The following is a 23885-nucleotide window of genomic DNA, read 5'->3' on the forward strand; positions in this document are numbered from 1 at the left end:
CCTACATTCGCTCTCCACCGTGACGCAGTATCGTAGGGCGCCTAACGCGCCAGTGTTATCCGCCGCCATGTGGCCGGTGGCGGCACTCCAATAGCCAACCCCGTGCTCGCTCCTACAGGAAAGCTCACCAGCGCGCCGCAAGAAACTCCGCCACGCGCCGGTAATACCCCTCCACCTCCGGCACCAGGTTGCCCATGCGCAGGAAGTCATGGGTCATCCCGCAGCAGCGCTCGGCCTCCACTTCCACGCCCTGCGCCACCAGCGCGTGGGCATAGGCCAGGCCTTCGTCCAGCAACGGATCGAACTCCGCGGCAAACAGCAGTGCCGGAGCGCTGCCTTGCAGGGCCGCGCCCGCATGCAACGGTGAGCAACGCCAATCGCGGCGCAGGGAAACGTCAGGCACGTACTGCTGGTAGAACCAATCCAGGCTGGCCGTCTCCAGCAGATAACCTTCGGCGAACAGCTCCTGGGATTCGCTGCGTGCACCGGCATCCGCCGCCGGATAGAACAGCAACTGAGCGCAGGGCTGTTCGGCGCCCTCGCCCGCCAGCTCGGCGCAGAGCACGGTCGCCAGGGTGGCGCCGGCACTGTCGCCACCCACCGCCAGGCGGCGCGGGTTCAAGCCCAGGCTGGCGGCAGAGGCCAGCAGCCAGTTCCAGGCATCGCGGGCGTCGTGAGTGGCGGCCGGGAAAGGCGCCTCCGGTGCCAGTCGATAGCCCAGCGAAATCACCGGGCAATTGCAGTGCTTCGCCAGCAACCGACACAAGCCATCGTGGGAGTCCAGGCTGCCGACCGTATAGCCGCCGCCGTGGAAATACAGGATCGCCGCGTCCCCTGCGCCGTTTCCTGCGAAAGCGGGCCGATACAAGCGTGCGGGCAGTTCGCGCCCCTCCCGAGCCGGAATCCGCAATGCCTCCACGGGCATCGACGGCGCCCCGGCCCTGAGCGACTCCGAGGAAGCCTCGAAGTCCGCCCGCGCCTGTTCCACCGGCAGTTCATGCAGCGCCGGCCGACCACTGCGGCGGCCCTCGTCGACCATATCGAGAAACGCGGAAATCTCCGGATGCAGCATGCCGACCTCTTTCATCAATGCATTCATACCGTGGCCTTTTCCTTGGCGGTTTCAACCTGCGCGCAGCAGTGGCCGATCACCCCGACCAGCTCTTCTCGCAGCTGCGCCATCAGCGCCTCGATGCGCGACGGGCGGAACACCCGGCGGCTGAACATGCAGCGCAGGGTCAGCTCACCGTCGTAGACCTGGCCGACGATCTCCAGCCAGTTGTTCATCGGCGTGCTGGCGGCATAGGTGTCGCCGGGCTTCTCCTGCAAGGGCACGAACAGCGCCTGGTCGTCGAAGCTCTGGTCGAACTGGCCGAGGTAGTTGAAGGTGACCCGCGGTTCGGCGCGGGCGGCGAGCTGGCGGCGCAGCGCGCTGTCACCCAGGTAGCGCAGGGCGCCGTAGCCGATGCCCTTGTCCGGCACCGCGCGCAGTTGCTGGCGGATCGCCGGGATGGCGTGGGCGTAACCGCCCTGCCCCGGCGTCAGGCGCAGCGGGAACAGGCTGGTGAACCAGCCCAGGGTGCGGCTGTGGTCGACGCTGTCGAGGATGTCCTCGCGGCCGTGGCCTTCCAGGCCGATCAGCACCGACTCGCTCTCGCACCACTGGCACAGCGTGCGGCCCAGGGCGGTCAGCAGCAGGTCGTTGATCTGCGTGCGGTAGGCCTCGGGCGCGACCTTCAGCAGGCGCTGGGTCTGCTCGCGGTCCAGGCGCAGGAACGTCTGCTCCAGCTGTGCCATGCGCTCGGTGCCGCGCGGGTTGTCGCGCTGCGGCTGGCCCAGCCCGGCGCTTTCGGTCTGCTCCAGCCAGTACGGCAGGTCGCCTTGCGCCAGTTGGCTGTCGGCATACTCGCGCAGGCCTTCGGCCCAGGCGCGGTAGGCGCTGGTGCGCTCGAAGCGTGGCGCCGGCTCGCCGCTGACCTGCGCGGCGTATCGCTGTTGCAGTTCCTCCAGCAGGATGCGCCAGGACACACCGTCAACGCCCAGGTGGTGGATCACCAGCAGCAGGCGCTGGGTGCCGTCGGCCATGTCGGTGAGCACGCCGCGCAGCAGACGACCTTCGCTCAGGTCGAGACTGCGCTGCGCCTGGTTGGCGATCAGCAGCGCCTCCTCGGAATTCGCTGCCTGACGCTGCCAGAGCAACGCACCGGTGATCTCGCTGGCCTCGCGATAACGCTGGCGCCACTGGCCGTCAGTCCCGCGTGCAAACGACAGGCGCAGGCTGCCGTGCTCGGCCAGCAAGCCTTGCAGCGCCGCCTCCAGCGCATCGGCATCCAGGCGCTGGCGGCACTCCAGCAACACCGCCTGGTTGAAGTGGTTCGGCTCCTCCAGCTGCTGCTCGAACATCCAGTGCTGGATCGGCACCAGGCCGAAGGATTCGCCATCATCGACGACTTCCACGGTATTCACCGGCACCGCCTCGGCCACGCTCTCGGCGCGCTCCAGCAGGCCGGCGATGGTCTGGTACTGCAACAGGTCGCGCAGACGGATTTCCACGCCCTCGCCCAACGCCTGCCGCGCTCGCGAGACAATCTGCAGGCTGAGGATGGAGTCGCCGCCGAGGTCGAAGAAGTTGTCGCGGATGCCGACGCGCTCCACCTGCAGCACGTCCTGCCAGATGTCGGCCAGGGCCTGCTCGCGCTCGTTGCGCGGCGCTTCGTAGGCCTCACCCTGCCACGTTGGCTCGGGCAATGCCTTGCGGTCGATCTTGCCGTTGGGCGACAGCGGGAAGCGCGCAAGCTGGAGGATCTGCGCCGGCACCATGTAGTCCGGCACCTGCTCGCGGAGGAAGCTGCGCAGCGTGTCGCCGTCCGCTTCGCCAACCACGTAGCCCACCAACTGCTTGCCGCTGATGCCGTCGCGGGCGACCACCAGCGCCTCGCTGACCTGCGGGTGATCCTGCAGGCGCGCCTCGATTTCGCCCAGCTCGATGCGGAAGCCGCGAATCTTCACCTGGTGGTCGATCCGCCCGACGTAGTCGATCACGCCGTCAGCGCGGCCGCGCACCAGGTCGCCGGAGCGGTAGAGCCGGCCGCCATGCTCTTGGGACAGATCAAACGGGTCCGCCACGAAACGCTCGGCGGTCAACCCGGCGCGTTCGTGATAGCCCCGCGCCAGACCATCACCACCGATGTACAGCTCACCCGCTACGCCCAGCGGAACCTGGCGTAGTTGCTCGTCGAGGATGTACAGCGTGCGCGCGCCAACGCCCTTGCCGATGGGGGCATAGGCGGCATCGCAGGCCGTGGCGCGATCAGCCTTCCACAGCAGCGGCGTGACCACGGTTTCCGTGGGACCGTAGCCGTTGATCAGGTGTTCGGCGCGCAGGGCGCGCTTGGCCAGTTCGAAGCTGGCGTTGGGCACCGCATCGCCCCCGAAACAGTAGATGCGCACCGGTGGCGGGTTGCCGTCACGCAGGGCGTGCTCGGCTAGTTGTTGCAGGTACACCGGCGGGAAGGCCGCCACGCTCACCTGCTTGTCGTGCAGCACGCGGTAGGTCTGCTCCGGCGTCCACAGCTCATCGCCGCGCAGCACCAGGCTGCCGCCATGCACCAGGGTGGTCAGCCAGCGCTCGTGGGCGCCGTCGAAGGCGAAGGACATGAAGTGCAGCTCGCAGGTCGCCGCGTCCATCCGGTACAGCTCGCCGATGGCCGCGCAGTGCATGGCCAGTGGGCCATGGCTGACCGCCACGCCCTTGGGCTTGCCGGTGGAGCCGGAGGTGTAGATCAGGTAGGCGAGGTTTTCCGGCTCCAGGCCGACCACCGGCAGATTGCTGTCTTCGCCAGAAAGATCAAGGCCATCCAGCTCCAGGCAAGCCACGCCCGCTGGCAGCGGCAGGCGCTCGCGCAGGCGGCTGTCGGTGATCAGCAGCGCGATGCCGGCGTCACTCATCTGGAATTCCAGGCGCTCGCGCGGGTACTCGGCGTCCAGCGGCACGTAGGCGCCGCCGGCCTTGAGCACCGCCAGCAGCGCCAAGGGAATGCGTACGCTGCGCGGCAACGCCACGCCGACGCGGACCTCCGGGCCGACACCCAGCGCCATCAGCCGATGGGCCAGGCGGTTGGAGTCGCGCTCCAGCGCCGCGTAGTCGATCTCCTCGTCGCCGCAGATCAGCGCCACGTCAGCGCCGCGCAGAGCGGCCTGGCGCGCGATGGCCAGGTGCACCGGCTCGGCCGGCGGCAAGGACTGCTGCGGGCCACGGCAGGCGGCCAGCGCCGCGCGGTCGTTGGCGGACAGGCACTGCAGCTCGCCGACGCGCTTGCCGGCGCCGTGCAGCAGGCTGTCCAGCACCTGTTCCAGGTTGCCGCGCAGGCGCGCCACGGCCGGTGCGCTGAAGTGCGCGCGCAGGTACTGGTATTCGATCTCCAGTCGGTCGCCGACGCGCACCGCGAGGTCCATCGGAATGCTGGTCTCGTCCTTGGATTTCAGCTCGCCGAAGCGCGGGCCCCGGGCGCTGCGCAGCACCTCATCCACCGGGTAGTTCTCGAACACAATGATGCTGTCGAACAGCGCCTGCCCGGCCTGGCCGGCCCAGCGCTGGATGTCGTACAGCGGCGTGTGCTCGAACTCGCGCACGTCCAGGTTGTAGGCCTGCAGTTCGCGCAGCCAGTCGCCCAGGTCGGCGTGTTCGGCCGGCGCCTGGACGATGGGCAGCGTGTTGATGAACAGGCCCAGCAGGCTGTCGGCGCCGGCCAGTTGCGCCGGGCGGCCGGCGACGGTGGCGCCGAAGGCCACGCGCTGCTGCCCGGTGTAGCGTTGCAGCAGGAGAATCCACGCCGCCTGCACCAGAGTGTTCAGCGTTACCCGCTGGCTGCGGGCGAATGCCTTCAGACGCTCGGTAGCCGCCGCATCGTAGCGGCTGTATTCCAGGCCGTGGCCGCTGCCCTCGGCCGGGCGCGCCAGGCTGTCGGCGAGCACGGTGGGCTGGGCGAAACCTTGCAGGCGCGCGCTCCAGAAGTCCTGCGCCTGCTGCTGATCCTGCGCTTGCAGCCAGTGGATGTAGTCGCGGTAGCGGCCCTGCTCGGCGATGGACTCGCCGTTGTAGCGGCGCAGCGCTTCGGCGAACAGCTGGGCGTTGCTCCAGCCGTCGAGCAGGATGTGGTGATGGGTATAGACCAACTGGTGGCTGTCCTCGGCGCTGCGCACCAGCACCAGGCGCAGTAGCGGCGGACGCTCCAGGTCGAAGCTGCGGCTGCGTTCGGCGGTAGCCAGCTCGTCCAGCGCCGCATCCATGTCCTCGCGGCCGCGCCAGTCCAGGACTTCCAGCGGCAGCTCGACGCGCTTGTGCACGGCCTGAAGCGGCTTATCGAGGCCTTGCCAGTGCACGCCTGCACGCAGGTTGTCATGGGCATCCAGCGCGGCCTGCCAGGCGCTGCGGAAACGCTCGACGTCCAGCCCGTGCACTTCCACGCGCAGCTGGTTGACGTAGACGCCGCCTTCGCTGCCGTCCACGCCGTGGAACAGCATGCCCTGCTGCATGGGCGACAGCGGGTAGAGGTCTTCGATCTGGTCGGGGTTCAGACCGAGCGCGGCCAGTTGCGCGGCATCCGGCGCATCGATGGCCGCGCTGCTTACCGACGGCGCTTCAAGCGCTGCGAAATCACCGGCCACACGAGCCAGTGCCTGCAGCGTCTGATGCTGGAACAGATCCTTCGGGCTCAGCTGCAGGCCAGCGGCGCGGGCGCGGCTGACCACCTGGATGGAAACGATGGAGTCGCCGCCCAGCTCGAAGAAGTTGTCGTCCAGGCCGACCCGTTCCAGGCCCAGTACGGCGCACCAGATGGCCGCGAGCGTCTGCTCACGCTCGCTCTCCGGTGCGCGGTAGCTCTTCTGCAACAGGCTGAAGTCCGGCTCCGGCAGGGCCTTGCGGTCCAGTTTGCCGTTGGGCGTGAGCGGCATGCGCTGCAACTGGACGATCTGCGCGGGGACCATGTAGTCCGGCAGCTCTTCCAGCAACGCGGCGCGCAGGTCGCTATCGATCTGGCCGGTCACGTAGCCCACCAGCTGTTTCACCTGCCCCGCGTCGCGGGCGATCACCACCGCCTCGCGCACGCCGGGTTGGCCGAGCAGGCGCGACTCGATCTCGCCCAGTTCGATACGGAAGCCGCGAATCTTCACCTGGTGGTCGATACGCCCGAGGTATTCCAGCACACCATCGGCGCGCCAGCGCGCGAGGTCGCCGGTGCGGTACATGCGCCGGCCTGGCTGGCCGTATAAACCAGCGTAGGGATCGGCGACGAAGCGTTCGGCGGTCAGTTCGGGGCGGCCATGGTAGCCGCGCGCCAGGCCGTCGCCGGCGATGTACAGCTCGCCGGCCACACCGATGGGCGACGGTTGCAGCTCGCCATCGAGGATGTACAGCTGGGTGTTGGCGATGGGCTTGCCGAGCAGTGCGCGGGCGCCCTTGTCGATCTTCCAGGCCGCCGACCAGATGGTGGTTTCGGTGGGGCCGTAGAGGTTCCACAGGGCATCGCCGCTCTCCTTATCGAAGCGTGCGGTGAGCTTGTCCGCCAGTTCGGCGGACAGCGCCTCGCCGCCGCAGAAGAAGCGGCAGCCAGTCAGGCGCGGGAATTCCTCGTGGCCGCTGAGCAGCGTCCAGGTGCTCGGCGTCGCCTGGATCACCGTCACGCCCTGTTCCAGCGCCACGCCCAGCAGGCGCGCCGGGGCGCGGGCGACGTCGCGGTCCACCAGCACCACGCGGCCGCCGACCAGCAGCGGCAGGTACAGCTCCAGCGCGGAGATGTCGAAGGACAGCGAGGTCAGCGCGAGCACGCGGTCCCGCGCGTCCAGCCCTGGTTCACGGGCCATGCTGAGCATGAAGTTGACCACCCCGCCGTGGCGCACCGCGACTCCCTTGGGCTTGCCGGTGGAGCCGGAGGTGTAGATGACGTAGGCGAGATCGTCCGGGCGCGCGAGATTCGCCAGGTCGCTGTCGGCATAGGCTTCCAGCTGCGCCCAGTCGCGGTCCAGGCAGAAGGCACGGGCGCCGGTCTGCGGCAGTTCGCCGAGCAGGTGCTGCTGAGTCAGCAGCAGGCGTACGCCGCCGTCTTCGAGCATGTGTGCCAGGCGTTCGGCGGGGAATTCCGGGTCCAGCGGCACATAGGCGCCACCCGCCTTGAGCACCGCCAGCAACGCCACCGGCAGCTCCACCGAGCGTTCCAGGGCGACGCCGACGCGGCTGTCCGGGCCGACGCCCTGCTCGCGCAACCAGTGCGCGAGGCGGTTGGCGCGGCTGTTGAGTTCGGCATAGTCGAGGCTGCGCTGGCCGTCAGTCAGCGCAATGTCGTTGGGCGTGCGCGCCACTTGCTGCTCGATCAGCTCGTGCAGACAGGCGTTACGCGGATAGTCCATCCCGGTGGCATTCCAGCCGTAGAGCAGTTGTTCACGCTCACTGCCCTCCAGCAGCGGCAAGCGCGCCACCGGGCAGTGCGGCTCGGCGACGATGCCGCGCAGCAGGTTGAGGAAATGCCCGGCGAGACGCTCGATGGTCGCCGCGTCGAACTGGTCGGTGGCGTACATGAACTGCCCGCGCACCTGGCCGTCGCGGCTTTCCTCGGTGTTCAGGGTCAGGTCGAACTTGGCGATGCCGCTGTCCAGCTCCAGGCTTTCCAGCTGCAGGCCACCGGGCAGCTCACGCAGCGCGTCGCGGCGACTCGGCTGGTGGTTGCAGGCCACCTGGAACAGCGGGTTGTAGCTCAGGCTGCGCTCGGGTTGCAGCGCGTCCACCAGTTGCTCGAATGGCAGGTCTGGGTTGGCCTGGGCGCCCAGCACGGCTTCGCGGGTGCGGGCCAGGAAGGCGTTGAAGGATTCGTCGCCGTCGATACGCCCGGACAGCACCTGGGTGTTGACGAAGAAGCCGATCAGCCGATCGCTCTCGGCGCGGCCCCGGCCGGCGATGGGCACGCCGATGCGCAACTCGCGCTGACCGCTGTAGCGCGACAGCAGCAACTGGTACGCAGCCAGGATCAACATGAACAGCGTGGCGCCCTGCCCCCGCGCCAGTTCGCGCAGGGAGTCGCTCAGCGCGCGCGGCAGCTCGAACTCCAGGGTGGCGCCGCGGTAGCTCTGCACCAGCGGGCGCGGCCGGTCGCCCGGCAGGGTCAGCAGCGGCGATTCGTCGCCCAGCTGTTCCTGCCAGTAGGCCAGTTGCCGCTCGCCCTCGCCGGCCGCCAGCCACAGGCGCTGCCAGCGGGCGATGTCGCTGTACTGGATCGGCAAGGCCTCCAGCTCGGCCTGGGTGCCGTTTACTTCGGCTTTGTATAACTCCGAGAAGTCATCGATCAGTACACCGATGGACCAGCCGTCGGCGATGATGTGATGCAGGTTCACCAGCAGCAGCGCTTCACCCGGCAGCCGCGCCAGGTGCAGGCGCAATAGCGGGCCCTCGGCGAGATCGAAGGAGCGTTGCGCGCACTGGTTCAACCATTGGCGAGCCTCGGCTTCATTCGCGAAGTCCTTTCGCTCCAGATGCGCCGGCACCGGCGGCAGGATGCACTGCATGACCTCGCCATCCGATTCCCGTAGGGCGCATAACGCGCCAGCGTTATCCGCCGTTGCACCCGGCCCAGGTTGCGGCGGATGACGCTGCGCGTCATTCGCCCTACCAGAGCGGCCCTCCACCGTGGGCGGAACCTGACCATCCGGCCCCCGTAGGGCGCATAACGCGTCAGCGTTATCCGCCGTCGCACCCGGCCCGGGTTGCGGCGGATGACGCTGCGCGTCATTCGCCCTACCAGAGCGATCCTCTACGTTGCGGAAGACTGTGCGCAGGCTTTCATGGCGCGCGATCAGCGCGGTGAAGGCACGCTGCAGCGCGCCCTCGTCCAGCGCGCCGCGCAGGCGCACGGCGGCCGGGATGTTGTAGGCGGCGCTATGCGGTTCCATCTGCCAGAGGAACCACAGGCGCGCCTGGGCCGCCGACAGTGGCGCGTGTTCGCGCCCCTCACGGAGAATCGGCAGGCGCGACAGGCTCACGCCTTTCTCGCGGAGCTGGCGCAGGAAGATGATCTGCTTGTCCTCGGATAGCGCGCCAAGGCGCTCCGCGACCTGTTTCAGCTGGGCGTCCATCGGGTGATTCATTCCCCCACTCATCAGAGATTCTCCAGCTCGCCGAGCAGTTCATCCATCAGGTCCAGTTCCTCTTCCGCGCTGGCGGAGCCTGCCCTCTGGCTTTCGATCCAGGCGGCCAGCGATTCGATGTTGCTCAGCTCGAACAAGCGGTGCAGCGGCAATTCCAGGCCCAGGCGCTGACGCAGAGTGAGGCCGACCTGGGTGAGCAGCAGCGAATGCCCGCCCAGCTCGAAGAAGTCGTCGTGCAGGCCAACGCGATCCACCTTCAGCACGTGCTGCCAGATGCCGGCCAGCTCCACTTCCAGATCGCTGCGCGGTGCCACGTACTCACGCTGGCTGTCGCCCAGTTGCGGGTCCGGCAGGGCCTTGCGGTCCAGCTTGCCGTTGGGCGACAGCGGCATGGCGTCGAGGACGATGATCCGCGACGGCACCATGTAGTCCGGGAGTTCGCCTTGCAGCGCCTGGCGCAGCGCCTCGGGCTCGGCGCTGGCGACCACATAGGCCAGCAGCACGCCGTCCTTCGCCACCACCACGGCCTCGCTGACTTCCGGCTGCGCTTGCAGGCGCGCCTCGATCTCGCCCAGCTCGATGCGCAGGCCGCGAATCTTCACCTGGTGGTCGAGACGGCCGAGGTATTCGATGGCGCCATCCTCGCGCTGGCGAGCCAGGTCGCCGGTGCGATACAGGCGCTCGCCCTGCCCGTGTGGATCGGCGACGAAGCGCTCGGCGGTCAGGCCGGGGCGTGCGTGGTAACCGCGCGCCAGGCCCACGCCGCCGATGTACAACTCGCCGGCGACGCCTTGCGGAACAGGCTCCAGGCGCTCGTCCAGCAGCACCAGGCGCAGGTTGTCGATGGACCGACCGATGGGCACGACCTGCCGCGCGTTGTCCTCGTCGCAGGCCCAGAAGCTGACGTCGATCGCCGCCTCCGTCGGGCCGTAGAGGTTGTGCAACTTCGCGCTGCTGCGCTGGCGGAATTGCTGTTGCAGCTCATAGGGCAGCGCTTCGCCGGAGCACATCACCTGCAGCAGCGAGGTGCAGCGCTCCAGTTCGCCGGAAGCGACGAAGGCCTGCAGCATCGACGGCACGAAGTGCAGCGTAGTGACCTGCCCCGCCTCGATCACCTGGCGCAGTGCCGCCGGATCGCGGTGCGCACCGGGCGCGGCGACCACCAGGGCAGCGCCGGTCATGAGCGGCCAGACGAACTCCCACACCGACACGTCGAAGCTGAACGGAGTCTTCTGCAACACGCGGTCGGAGGCATCCAGCGCATAGGCTTTCTGCATCCAGTGCAGGCGGTTGACCAACGCGCGGTGGCTGTTGCCAGCGCCCTTGGGCTTGCCGGTGGAGCCGGAGGTATAGATCAGGTACGCGAGGTTCTGCGGGCTGCCTTGGATGACAGGATTCTGCGCGGAAGCCGTGGCGATCTCGCTCCACTGGCTGTCCAGGCACAGGGCTTTCGCAGCCGTCTGCGGCAGGCGCTCCAACAGGTGTTGCTGGGTCAGCAGCAGATTCACGCCGCTGTCGGCCAGCATGTGCTGCAGGCGATCCTGCGGGTAGTCCGGGTCCATCGGCACATAGGCGCCGCCGGCCTTGACGATGCCCAGCAAGGCCACCACCAGCTCCACCGAGCGCTCGGCAGCCACGCCGACCAGCACATCTGGGCCGACCCCCTGGCCGCGCAGCCAGTGCGCGAGCTGGTTGGCGCGGGCGTTGAGCTGCGCGTAGCTCAGGCGCTGCTCGCCGAATTGCAGGGCCAGCGCGTCCGGAGTCGCCGCAACCTGGCGCTCGATCAGTTCCTGCAATTGAGTGTCTGCCGGGAAAGCGGCCTCGGTGGCGTTGAAGCGTTGCAGCAGTTCGTTGCGCTCCGCGTCGGCCAATTGGCTGAGGCGACCCAGCGGGCGCTCGGCGTCTGCCACCAGAGCCAGCAGCAGACGCTCGAAATGGCCGCGCAGCTGTTCGATCTGGCTCGCGCTGAAGCGGTCGGCGCGGTAGGTGTAGCGCACGTCCAGCTGCTCGCCGGCACTGGCCACCAGGGCCAGGGCGTAGTTGGTGCCGTCCACCGGACGATGGCCGAGGATGCGCAGCTCATCGTCCGCGGACGACGACAGCGCCGCGTCCATGGGGAAATTCTCGAACACGATGAGGCTGTCGAACAGCGCCTGGCCGCCACGGCCGGCCCAGCGCTGGATGTCGTAAAGCGGCGTGTGCTCGAACTCGCGCACGTCGAGGTTGAAGGCCTGCAACTGGCGCAGCCAGTCGCCGACACGCTGGGCGTCGTCCGGAACCTGCAGGATTGGCAGCGTGTTGATGAACAGGCCGAGGCTCTCCTCCGCTCCCGGCAGGCTCGCCGGGCGGCCGGCGACGGTCGCGCCGAAAGTCACGCTGCGCTGGCCGCAGTAGCGTTGCAGCAGCAGCGCCCAGGCGCCCTGCACCAGGGTGTTGAGGGTGATGCGCTGGGCCTGGGCGAAGCGTTGCAGCGGCGCCGTGTCGAGACGGCTGTGCAGCTCGCGCAGCGGTTCCTCGCGGAAGCTGGCGTTGCAGGCGGTGGCCAGCAGGGTCGGCTCATCGAAGCCATTCAGGCGCTCGCGCCAGAAGGTTTCGCCGACGGCGCCGTCCTGGGCACGCAGCCAGCCGATGTAGTCGCCGTACTGCGCAGCGGGCGCCGGCAGCGACTCGCCACGGTACAGGGCGAGCACTTCACCGATCAGCCGCGCGCTGCTCCAGCCGTCCAGCAGCAGGTGGTGGCAGGTCCAGATCAGGTGGTAGCGACGTTCGCCAAGGCGCAGCAACGCCAGGCGTTGCAGCGGCGGCTGGGCCAGGTCGAAGCCCAGGTTGCGCTGGGCATCGGCGACACTATCCAGTTGCTGCTCGCTGACCTGCTGGTCGCGCCAGTCGAAGGACTGCACCGGTAACGGCACCTCACGCAGGACGAACTGCAACGGGGCCGAATCCACACTGGCGAGGAAGCCGGTGCGCAGGTTAGCGTGGCGCGCGATGACCGCGCGCCAGGCGTCGAGGAAGCGCGCCTCGTCGAGCCCATCCAGGTCGACGCGCAGCTGGTTGACGTAGAGCGATGAGCCCGGCACGTCGAGAGCATGGAACAGCATGCCTTGCTGCATCGGCGACAGCGGATAGAGGTCCTCGACACCAGCCGGCAGCGGCAGCGCATCGAGCTGGGCCTGATCCAGATCGACCAACGGCAGCTCGGCGGCTTCCAGCTTGCGTGGCGTGGTCATGCAGTAAGCCACCAGCGCCTGCAATTCGGCGCGCAGCAGCGCTTGCAGCTCATCGATGTCGGCAGCGTCGAACATCGCGCTGCTGTAGGTGACTTCCAGGCTCAGCTCGCCACCCAGCACACGGCCGGCGTAGACCAGCGCATTGCCCAGCGCGGCATTCAGCGGCTGGCTGCGGCCCACGCCTTCGAGGGCCGGCAGGAAGTCGGCGTCGGCGAAGGCCTGGTCGAGCTGGCCGAGATAGTTGAAGGTCACCTGCGGCGTGGGCAGGTCGCGCAGGCTGGCGGCGTGCCGGCTGAGGTAGCGCAGTTGGCCGTAGCCCATGCCGGCGCGCGGCAGGTTGCGCAGGTGCTCGCGGGTGGCGCGCAGGTCGTCGCCCGGCTCGCCGCCGGCATGCAGGCGGACTGGATACAGCGCGGTGAACCAGCCCACGGAGCGGCTCAGGTCCAACGCTGCCGGGTCGTCGAACGCATCTCGGCCGTGGCCTTCCATTTCCACCAGCGCGGAAGATTCGCCGGTCCAGGCGCACAGCGCGCGGGCCAGGGCGGTCAGCAGCAGGTCATTTATCTGCAGGCGTTGCGCTTTCAGCGCCGGGCCGAGCAGTTGGCGGGTGGTTTCGGCGTCGAGGCTGAAGCGCGCATTGGCGGCTTCTTTCCAGGTGCCCGGAGCGTCGCTGCGGGCACGCTCGAGCGACGGCGCAGCGCGCAGTTCGCCTTGCCAGTAAGCCAGCTCGGCGGCAACTTCGGAGCTGTTGGCGGCTGCCTGCTGGCGGGCGCTCCAGACCTGGTAGCTGTCGCTGCGCGGTAGCGCTGCGGGTGTGCGCCCGGCGCGCAGTTCGCGGTAGGCGTATTGCAGGTCTTCCAGCAGGATGCGCCAGGACACGCCGTCCACCGCCAAATGGTGGATGACCAGCAGCAGGCGTTCGCCGCCGCTTTCCAGCGTGACGTGCATGGCACGCAGCAGCGGGCCGTTGGCGATATCCAGGCTGGCCTGGGCGTCGTCGCACAGGCGCTCCAGGGTGCGGGCATCGGCAGCGCGGCGGCGCCACAGGAGGGTCATGTCCAGCGCACCCTGTTCAGCATAACGCTGGCGGCTGCCGTCGAAGCGCAGGCGCAGCGCGTCGCGCTGGCCGACCAGCCAGTGCAGCGCGCGGGCCAGTGTGTCGCCGTCCAGCGCTTCGCGCGGTTGCAGCAGCAGCGCCTGGTTCCAGTGGTGGCGCTGGGCGCTCGGTACACGCTCGAAGAAGCGCGCCTGCACCGGCGACAAGCTGACTTCGCCAGTAACGGCGGTCACCGGTAAGGGCGCCGCAGCGGCAGCCGGCGCACGGCTCTCCAGCCACTGCGCGAGCTGGCGGACGCTCTGCCGCTCGAACAGCTGTTTCGGGCTGAGCTTGTAACCCAGCTTACGGATGCGTGCGATGATCTGCAGGCTGAGGATGGAGTCGCCGCCCAGTTCGAAGAAGTTGTCCTCGGCACCGACCTGCTCGACTTTCAGCACGGCCTGCCAGATATCGGCAATGCGTTGTTCCAGCTCGCTCAGCGGCACGCTGTTCACGGCCTTGGCGACCGCTTCGGCGCGCGGCAGGGCCTTGCGATCCACCTTGCCATTGGCGTTCAGCGGCAGGCGCTCCAGCAGGATCAGCTGGGCGGGCAGCAGGTATTCCGGGACTTCGCCGGCCACGGCTTCGCGCAGCGCTTCCACGCTCTGGCCCTCGGCGACGGCCCAGGCCAGCAGCTTCATCGGGCCATCGCCTTCGCGTTCGGCCAGCGCCACGGCATCGCGCACGCCCGGCAGGCGCTTGAGCGCCTGCGCCAGTTCGCCCGGCTCGACGCGGTAGCCGCGAATCTTCACCTGGTCGTCGACGCGGCCGAGGAACTCCACTTCGCCGCGACGGTTCAGGCGCACGCGGTCGCCGCTGCGGTACAGGCGCTCCCCCTCGATCTCTACGAAGCGTTCGGCCGTCATTTCCGGCTGGCCGAGGTAGCCCAGCGCCAGGCCGGCGCCAGCGATGTACAGCTCGCCCGGCACGCCCGGCAGCAGGTCACGCCCGTTCTCGTCGAGCACGCGGATAGCGGTGTTGGCCAGCGGCGTGCCGATGGGCAGGCTCGCCGCCGGCAGGTCTTCGAGCAGCGACCATTCGTGGGTCAGCACGCCCACGGTGGACTCGCTGGGGCCGTAGTGATTGACGATGCGCAGCTTGGGTGCCAGCTCGCGCAGCGGCTGCAGCAGCGCGCGGTCGCAGGCTTCCCCGCCGACCACCAGCAGGCGGCGCGGCAGCACGGCGGCAGCATTCGGTGCGGCCGCCAGCAGGCCGGCGAGATGGCTGGGGACGATCTTCAGCACGTCCACGTCCTGCATGAACGCGGCAAAGCGCTCGGCATCCGCCACCGCCTGGGCATCGGCCAGGTGCAGGCGACCACCGCCGCACAGCGCACCGAACAGCGTGGTGTGGCCAAGGTCCGCGGCCACCGAGGAGACCATCGCCATGCCCAGGCCCTGGGCGCGGCCCTGGTCCAGCTGCAGGCGTTCGAGCACGGCTTGCACGTAGTTGGCCAGCGCCGCGTGGCTGACGCGCACGCCCTTGGGCTGGCCGGTGGAGCCGGAGGTGAAGATGACGTAGGCGGCCTGCTGCGGATCGATGTTCCGCGCGGGCGCGGCATCACCGCCCTGCTCCGCGCCGCCGACGGGGATCAGCATGGCCGCATCGCCGAAGGTCTCCAGCAGCGCCGCGTCGCTGACCAGCACGCGGCCGATGGCGTTGTCCTGGAGCAACTGGCGCAGGCGCTCGGCCGGCTGCGCCGGGTCCAGCGGTACATAGGTGGCACCGGTCTTGAGCACGCCCAGCAGCAGGAGAATCCACTGCGCGCTGCGTTCCTGGCAGATGGCGACGCACTCGCCCTGCTCCACACCGCTGTCGATCAGCGCGTTGGCCAGGCGGTTGGTGCGCTGATCCAGTTCGGCGTAGCTATAGCGGATGTGCTCATCCTGCACGGCAATGGCGTCCGGTTGCGCGGCGACCTGCGCGGCAAACAGGCCGAGAACATCCGCTTGCGGCCATTGGCGAACCTCGCCACGGCGGCGGGAGGCCACCGGGCGCGGCAGCTCACCCAGCGCACGTTGTGGCTCGGCACACAGCTGACGCAGCAGCGCCTCGAACTGGCCGGCGATCCCGGCGACGCTGTCCTCGTCGAACAGGTCGCGGGCATAGACGAAGCTACCGCGCAGTTCATCGCCCGGCTGGCCGTTGGCGTCCAGCGCCTCGGCCATGTCCAGGGCGAGGTCGAAGCGCGCGCCGTACTGTTCCTCGCTGAACAGTTCCAGCTTCAACGCGCCGGCGTCGGGCAGGCGGCTGACGTCGAAGCCGAAGTTGAATTTCACCTGCACCAGCGGGTTGTAGGCCAGGCTGCGTTCGGGTTGCAGCGCCTCCACCAGCTGTTCGAACGGCAGGTCCTGATTGGCTTGCGCACCCAGTGCCAGCGGCTTGAGACGGGCCAGCAGCGCGGCGAAGGATTCGTCGTCCGCCAATGCGCACGGCATCACCTGGGTGTTGACGAAGAAGCCGATCAGGCCTTCGGTTTCCAGTTGCTGGCGGTTGGCGATGGGCACTGCAACACGCAGGTCGCGCTGGCCGCTGTAGCGCTGCATGAGCACGGCGTAGGCGCCGAGCAGCAGCATGAACAGGGTGACGTCCTGCTCGCGGGCCAGTTGCTTGAGGCGGCTACCCAGCCCGGCATCCAGACTGAAGCCGAGGCTGCCGCCGCGATAACTCTGCACGGCCGGACGCGGGCGGTCGGCGGCCAGTTCCAGGACAGGCGTGTCCTGGCTGAGTTGCTCGGTCCACCAGTTCAGCTGGCGCTGACCCTCCTCGCCCGCCAGCAGCTCGCGCTGCCACTGGGCGTAGTCGGCGTACTGCACCGGCAGCGCCGGCAATTGCAGTTCCTCGCCAGCGGCGAAGGCGCCGTAGAGACGGCTGAACTCGTCCACCAGCACGCGGATCGACCAGCCATCGGAGACGATGTGGTGCATCGTCAGCAGCAGCACGTGGTCGGCGTCGGCCACTTCTTTTGGAGACAATCGCATCAGCGTCAGGCGCAGCAGCGGGCCGTTGCGCAGGTCGAACGGGCGCTGTGCCTCTTCCTCGGCCAGTCGGCGCGCGACGCTTTCGCCATCGGCTTCGGCGGACAGATCGACCCGCGCCAGGTCCAGCGGCTGCGCCGGCTGGATGCGCTGGAAGGCCTGGCCGTCTACTTCGTCGAAGGTGGTGCGCAGGGTTTCGTGGCGCGCCACCAGGGCATCGAAGGCGCGGCGCAGGGCCTTTTCGTCCAGCTCACCGCGCAGACGCAGCGCGCCCGGCACGTTGTAGGCGGCGCTGGCCGGCTCCATCTGCCAGAAGAACCACAGGCGGCTCTGCGCGGCGGACAGCGGCAGCTCGCCGTCGCGGGCAACGGCGCGCAGCGGCGGGCGAGCAGAAGGATTAGCAGCGCCCAGACGGGCAGCGAATTCGTCCAGGCGACTGGCTTCGAACAGGTCGCGCAGCGGCACTTCGCAATGCAGGTCGCGACGCAGACGGGAGATCACCTGGGTTGCCAGCAGCGAGTGGCCGCCCAGTTCGAAGAAATCATCCTCGCGGCCGATGCTCGGCACGCCAAGCACTTCGGCCCAGACGGCGGCGACACGGCTTTCCAGGCCGTCGCGTGGGGCTTCGGTAGCGCTCGCGGCGTCCTGCGGCTCGGGCAACGCCTTGCGGTCGATCTTGCCATTGGCGTTGAGCGGCATTTCGCCAAGCACGAGGATGCGCGACGGCACCATGTAGTCCGGCAGTTGCGCACGCAGCGCGGCTTTCAGGATGTCTTCGGCGACGCCTTCACCCGTCACATAGCCCAGCAGGCGCTTGCCACGCTCGCTGTCGCGGGCGATCACCGCCGCTTCGCGGACGCCGGGCAGCGCACGCAGGCGTGCTTCGATCTCGCCCGGCTCGATGCGGAACCCGCGGATCTTCACCTGCTGGTCGACGCGCCCGAGATAATCCAGCGCGCCGTCTTCACGCCAGCGCACGCGGTCGCCGCTGCGGTACAGGCGAAGGCCGTCCGCGTAAGGGTCGGCGACGAAGCGCTCAGCGGTCATGCCGGCGCGCTGATGGTAGCCGCGCGCCAGACCGTGGCCGCCGATGTACAGCTCGCCGGCCACGCCGCGCGGCAGCGGTTGCAGGCGGTCGTCGAGGATATACAGGCTGCGTTCGCCGACCACTTCGCCGATGGGCGCATAAGCCGCGCCGCACGCGGTGCGCGCGTCGGCCTTCCAGAGCAGCGGGGTGACCACGGTTTCGGTGGGGCCGTAGCCATTGATCAGGTGTTCGGGTTTGAGCGCCTGGTGCGCCAGCTGGTAGGCCGCTTCCGGCACCGCGTCACCGCCGAAGCAATAGATGCGCATGCTCGGTGCGTGGCCGTGGATCGTTGCTTGTTCCGCCAACTGTTGCAGGTAGGCCGGCGGGAAAGCAGCGACCGTCACAGCATGGCGGCGCAGTTGCTCCAGGGTCTGCTCGGCGGTCCACAGCGCGTCGTTGCGGATCAGCAGGCTGCCGCCGTGGGACAGCGCGGTGAGCCAGCGCTCATGGGCACCGTCGAAGGCGAAGGACATGAAGATCAGCTCGCGGTCGGCGTCGCTCATGGCGTAGCGCTGGCCGATGGCGCGGCAATGGGCGGCGATCTCGCCGTGGGCGACGGCAACGCCCTTGGGCTGGCCGGTGGAGCCGGAGGTGTAGATCAGGTAGGCGAGGTTCTGCGGCTCGATGCGCAGCAGCGGGCGCACGGCCAGGGCGTTGGCGAGGTCGGCCTCTTCCAGCACCAGGCGCTCGACGCCCTCGGGCAGCGGCAGGCGCTCGGCCAGCGCGGCATTGGTCAGCAGCAGGTCGACGCCGGCGTCCTGCATCAGCCAGGCCAGGCGCTCCTCGGGGTAGTCGACGTCCAGTGGCAGGTAGGCGCCGCCGGCTTTCATGACGGCCAGCAGGGCCAGCGGGATATCCACGCCGCGCGGCAGCGCCACCGCAACCCGGCGCTCCGCGCCGATGCCGCGCTGGATCAGGCGCTGCGCCAGGCGGTTGGAGCGGTCTTCCAGCTCGGCGAAATTCACCTCGCGTTGCTCGTCGATCAGCGCGATTTTCGCCGGATGGCGGCGGGCCTGAGCGGCGATGGTCTCACTCAGCGCCTCGAAGGCTGGTGCCTCGCCGGCCACGGCGATGCTCCAGTCGCCGGCGGGCAGCCAGTCGCGGGCGTCGAGGACGGCGTCGGCGTTCATTTGCGGCAGCGTGCGCAACAGTTCGAGGAAGTGCCCGACGAGGCGCTGCATGCCGGTTGCGGCGTAACGCTCGCGGGCATAGCAGAAGCTCAGACGCAGGCTCTGTTCGCCCTCACGAACGCGCAGCACCAGGTCGAACGGGGTTTCCAGGTCGAGCTGTTCCAGGGCTTCCACGGTCAGGCCCGGCAGGCCGTTGCCGGCGCGCGGCTGCCATTGGTGGTCGAAGGCCACCTGGCACAGCGGGTGGCGACCGTGGCCGCGCTCGGGTTGCAGCGCCTCCACCAGTTGCTCGAACGGCAGGCTCTGGTGCGCCTGGGCTTGCAGCAGGTTGTCGCGCAGCTGGCGGAGCACGCCACGCAGGCTGGCGCCTTCGGGCAGCTCGCTGCGCAGCACCAGCAGGTTGACGAAGAAGCCGACCAGGCGCTCGCTGTCCAGCTGTTCGCGACCAGCCTGGGTCAGGCCGATGCGCAGGTCGTGCTGGCCGCTGTAGCGCTGCAGCAGCAGGTTGTAGGCGCTGAGCAGGAGCATCGGCAGGGTGGCGCCGTGGGCCTGGGCCAGAGCGCGCAATTGACGCGTCAGGTCGGCATCCACTGCGCATTCGATCAACTCGGCGCTCTGGCCTTTTTCGCCAGTTGTGAAGGGCAATTCCAGCGGCGAATGCTGGTCGCCCAGACGCTCGCTCCACCAGTCCAGCAGACGCGCGCCCTCGCCCGTCTCCAGCCTGGCCTGCTCGGCGGCGGCGAGGTCGAGGTACTGGCGCGACAGCGTCGGCAGCACCGGCTCGCGCTGCTCGACGATGGCACGGTAGCACTCGGCGAATTCGTCCAGCAGCAGGTTCAGCGACCAGCCGTCGGCGATGATGTGGTGCACGCAGAGCAGCAGCGCCTGGCGGCCGCCGCCGAGGTTCTGCAGGCGCAGGCGCAGCAGCGGGCCGGTGGCTAGGTCGAAGGGTTCGCCGGCAAAGGCCTGCGCATCTTCGCGGGCGGCGATGTCGCGGCGGGCGTTGCCCAGGGAGCTGAAGTCGCTCTCGGTCAATTCCACTTGCGTGTCGTTGGAGAGGCTCAGCGACACTTCGCCGTCCGACTGCTCGATGAAACGGCTGCGCAGGGTTTCGTGGCGGCCCAGCAGCACGGCGAAGGCTTGCTCCACCGCCGGGCGGCGCAGCTCGCCGCGCAGGTTCATGCGCCCGGCGATGTGGTAGACGGCGCTTTGCGGCTCCAGCTTCCAGAGGAACCACAGGCGGCGCTGGGCCGGCGACAGCGCCAGCAGGCCGTCACGCGGGAGCTGCGGCACAGCCTCGACCTGAATGTTCGGCAGGGCCGCCAGCGCGGCGACGAAGGCGCCCAGTTCCGGCGCTTCGAACAGTAGGCGCAGCTCAACCGCGCGGCCAAGGCGCTCACGCAGGCGCGCCATCAGTTGGGTGGCCTTGATCGAGTTGCCGCCCAGGGCGAAGAAATTGTCGTCGCGGCGAATCGCCGGCAGCTCCAGCACCTCGCTCCAGAGTGCGGCGATGGCTTGCTCTTCGGCAGTCAGTGCAGCAACCGGCCTGGCGCTGGTGCCATCGCTGATCGGCTCTCCGGCGCGCTGGATGGCGTAGGCCTGCAGGCTGCCATCGAGCAGTTGGGCGCGGCACGCCGAACGCTGCAGCTTGCCGCTGGAAGTCTTGGGCAGTGCGCCCGGTTCCAGCAGCGCCACCACCAGCGGCGCCTCCTGGAAGGTCTCGGCCACGGCGGCGGAGATGGCTTTCGCCAGCGCCTCGGCGGAGATCAGCTTGCGCACGCTACGCCCGACTTCGGCGGCGATGCCGATGCCATCGCGGCCCTGGTGTTCGATGGCGAAGGCGGAGACGCGGCCCTTGCGCACCAGGTCCACCTCTTCTTCCACACAGCGTTCCAGGTCCTGCGGGTAGAGGTTCTGCCCACGGACGATGAGCATGTCCTTGAGACGGCCAGTGACGAAGAGTTCGTCGTTGTGCAGGAAGCCCAGGTCGCCGGTGCGCAGCCAGGTGCGGCCGTCCTTCTCGACGAAGGTGCGCGCGCTGGCCTCCGGGTTGCGCCAGTAGCCCAGCGCGACGCTGGGGCCACTGCTCCAGATTTCGCCGACGCGGTCCGGGCCGAGGGTTTCGCCGCTCTGCGGGTCGACCAGTTGCACGTCGTGGTCCGGCTGGGTGTGGCCACAGTTGATCAGCGAAGTACCGCGGCCCGGGCGGGCGATGTTTTCGCCCAGGGCGTTGAGGTCCACTTCCAGTTGGCCGATGCCCTCACCGCGCACGCCGCCGGTGACGAACAGGGTGGCTTCGGCGAGGCCGTAGCAGGCGTAGAAGGACGCGGCGTCGAACTGCGCCGGGGCGAACCAGGCGGCGAAGCGCTCCAGGGTGTCCGGGCGGATCGGCTCGGAGCCGGAGAAGGCCACGCGCCATTTGCTCAGGTCCAGGCCTTCCAGAGCGGCCTCGTTGACCCGCTCGCAGCACAGCCGGTAGGCGAAGTCCGGGCCACCGCTGACGGTGCCGCCGAAGCGGGCGATGGCTTCCAGCCAGCGGCGCGGGCGTTCGAGGAAGTAGCGCGGCGACATCAGCACGCATTCGATGCCGCTGTAGATCGGTTGCAGCAGCCCGCCGATCAGGCCCATGTCGTGGAACAGCGGCAGCCAGCTGACGATCACGTCGTCATCGCCGATGCCGAAACCGTGGCGGATCAGCCGTTCGTTGGCCACCAGGTTGCCGTGGCTGACCTGCACGCCCTTGGGTGTCGAGGTGGAGCCGGAGGTGTACTGCAGGAAGGCAATGTCGTCGTCGGCCAGTTCCGGCATCTGCCATTCGATGGCCAACGCCGGATCGGCCTGGTCCACCGCCAGCAGCAACGGGCTCTCGCCGTTCTCGCGCACGCAGGCCGGGCGCAGGGCCTCGATCAGCGTCGAATCGGTGAGCACCAGGCTGGGTTCCGCGTCATCGAGGATCGAGCGCAGGCGCGCCAGATGCTGCGGGCGCACCGATTCCGGCGGATAGGCCGGCACGGCGATGATGCCCGAGTAGAGGCAGGCGAAGAACGCCGTGACGTAGTCCGGGCCGCTGGGCAGCAGGAGGACGGCACGGTCGCCCTGCTGGCCATGGCGCAGCATCCAGGCGGCCATGGCACGGGCGCGCTCGTCCAGCTCGCGGAAGCTGATGGGCTGTTCGACATTCTCGGCGATGAATCGCAGGGCGGTCTTGCGCGGCATTTCGCAGGCGCGTTGCAGCAGGGCCTCGACCAGGTTTCCGGCGGCTTCGTAACGGTCGTTCATGACATCACCTGTTCTGGCGGCGAGTGCGTGGGCGCTCGCCGGAGGAAATTCTTGATTCGCTGTTCTTTCGGAGCACCGCTATCAACGCTCGCTCCGATCGGTCCCCTCTCCCCCTGGGAGAGGGTTAGGGTGAGGGTGCTACCGGCGACTTCGGTGCCCGGCCATTTCCCTCACCCCCGCCCTCTCCCAGAGGGAGAGGGAGTTGTCCGTGCAAGCCGACACGTCAGGCGTCCGCCCCGTGCCCCTCGGCCATCGCCACCACCACCTTGCGCGGCCCGGAGAACGGCGAGCGCGCATGCGCCGCCAGCATGTTGTCGAGCATCAGCACGTCGCCGCTGTACCAGGGGAAGCTCACCTTGGCCTCCTCCAGCACGCCGCGGACTTCATCGAGTAGCGAAGTCTCGATGGGGCTGCCGTCGCCGTAGTAGACGTTGCGCGGCAGGTCTTCCTCGTCGACGATTTCCAGCAGGCTCTCGCGCACTTCCGGCGGCAGGTTGGAGACGTGGAACAGGTGCGCCTGGTTGAACCACACCCAGGCGCGGGTCATCGGGTGCTGCGCGACGGCCTGGCAGACCTGGCGGGTGCGCAGCTCGCCGTCTTCCTTCCACTCCCAGCCGATCCTGTGAGCCCTGCAATAGGCCTCGACGACAGCCGGGTCGTCGCTGTTGAACACCTGCTCCCAGGCCACGTCCAGGCCGTTGCCGAAGTTGCGGGTGTACATCAGCCCGCGTTCGCTGAAGCGGCGGCGGATGCCTTCGTCAACCCGGCGGTAGATTTCGCGGCTGTCGGCGATGGGGGTTTCGCCGCCGCTCTGCGCGGCCTGCACGCAGTAGAACCAGATCTTCAGCGGCCACTCGCGGGTGTAGGCCTGTTCGTTGTGCAGCGGGATGTGCTGGTGCGGCGGGTATTCGGTGGAGGTGTACACGCCGCTGGTGACGTTGCTGCGCGGCGTGGAACCGAATTCGTAGTTGAGCAGCGGGTGACCGAAGCCGGCGGCGAATTCGCGGAAGCGCTCCGCCGCGCCGACCTGGAAACCACGGAAGAGAATGCCGGCGCAGACCGGCAGGCGCTCTTCGACCAGCGGGCGCAGTTCGGCGAGGGCATCGAGCAGGTCGATACCCTCGCCGCGTGCCTGCACCAGCAACGGCAGGCCGCCGCGCGCTTCAGCCAGGGGAGCGATATCGAACAGAGTGGAGGTAGGCATCGGGGGTCTCCGCTTGAATCGATCAGGCCAGCGCTGCGCTGGTCGACTGGCCAGGCAGGCGCAGCCGGCCGAGCATCAGCTCGAGCAGGCGCGCCTCGTCGGTATTGATGAAGAAGTGCCCGCCTTCGAGCATCTCCAGGGAGAAACCGGCGCAGGTCTCGTCCTGCCAGGCCGACAGCGACTCGACCGAAAGCCGGTCGCCCTTGCCGCCGAACACATGGATCGGACAGGTCAGCTGCGGGTGCCGGCGGTAGTCGTAGAGACCACAAAGGAGGAAATCGGCGCGCATCACCGGCAGGGTCAGGGCGAGCATTTCGGCATCGGCAAAAACGGCGGAAGCGGTTCCGCCCAGGCGGCGCATGCGTTCGATCAGTTGCGCGTCGCTCTGCTCCTGGGCCAGTTCACGATGGCTGTCGCGGCGTGACGGCGCGGAGGCTGCCGAGGCGAACAGCGCCTGCGGCAACGGCAGACCGCGCTCGCGCAGGGCGTGGACCAGCTCGAAGGCCAGCAGGCCGCCGAGGCTGTGGCCGAAGACGGCGTAAGGCTGATCCAGCCGGGCGGCGATCTCATCGGCCAGTTGGCTGGCCAGCGCGCGCAGGTCGGTCTGCAGGGGTTCGGCGAAGCGTCGGCCACGACCGGGCAGCTCCACCGGGCAGACCTCGAGCCAGGCCGGCAGCTGGCGCTTCCAGCGGGCGTAGAGCATGGCGCTGGCGCCGGAGTATGGCAGGCAGAAAAGGCGCAGCACG

At 68.8% G+C, this 23885-nt stretch carries 5 protein-coding genes; all 5 read right to left on the minus strand.

Features of this window, described 5'->3' with window-relative positions; genetic code table 11:
* Positions 1-124: 124 nt before the first annotated feature.
* Positions 125-1099 carry an alpha/beta hydrolase gene (locus N5C91_RS10835; RefSeq protein WP_279829538.1) on the minus strand — a complete coding sequence of 325 codons (975 nt, stop codon included), beginning with the start codon at positions 1097-1099 and terminating at the stop codon, positions 125-127.
* Positions 1096-9147, minus strand: coding sequence for a non-ribosomal peptide synthetase (locus N5C91_RS10840; RefSeq protein WP_279829540.1), 8052 nt, complete (start codon positions 9145-9147; stop codon positions 1096-1098). The genes N5C91_RS10835 and N5C91_RS10840 overlap by 4 nt, the downstream gene beginning before the upstream one ends.
* Positions 9147-21935: a non-ribosomal peptide synthase/polyketide synthase gene (locus N5C91_RS10845; RefSeq protein WP_279829542.1), complete on the minus strand. Its 12789-nt coding sequence runs from the start codon at positions 21933-21935 to the stop codon at positions 9147-9149. The genes N5C91_RS10840 and N5C91_RS10845 overlap by 1 nt, the downstream gene beginning before the upstream one ends.
* 223 nt (positions 21936-22158) lie before the next feature.
* On the minus strand, positions 22159-23139 hold the full coding sequence (locus N5C91_RS10850; protein WP_279829544.1) for a TauD/TfdA family dioxygenase: 981 nt from the start codon (positions 23137-23139) through the stop codon (positions 22159-22161).
* Positions 23140-23161: 22 nt separating this feature from the next.
* Positions 23162-23884, minus strand: coding sequence for an alpha/beta fold hydrolase (locus N5C91_RS10855; protein WP_279829545.1), 723 nt, complete (start codon positions 23882-23884; stop codon positions 23162-23164).
* Between the last annotated feature and the right edge of the window lies 1 nt (position 23885).

Origin of the sequence: Pseudomonas sp. GD03903 (assembly GCF_029840045.1) — a bacterium.
Classification (GTDB): Bacteria; Pseudomonadota; Gammaproteobacteria; order Pseudomonadales; family Pseudomonadaceae; genus Pseudomonas; species Pseudomonas pseudonitroreducens.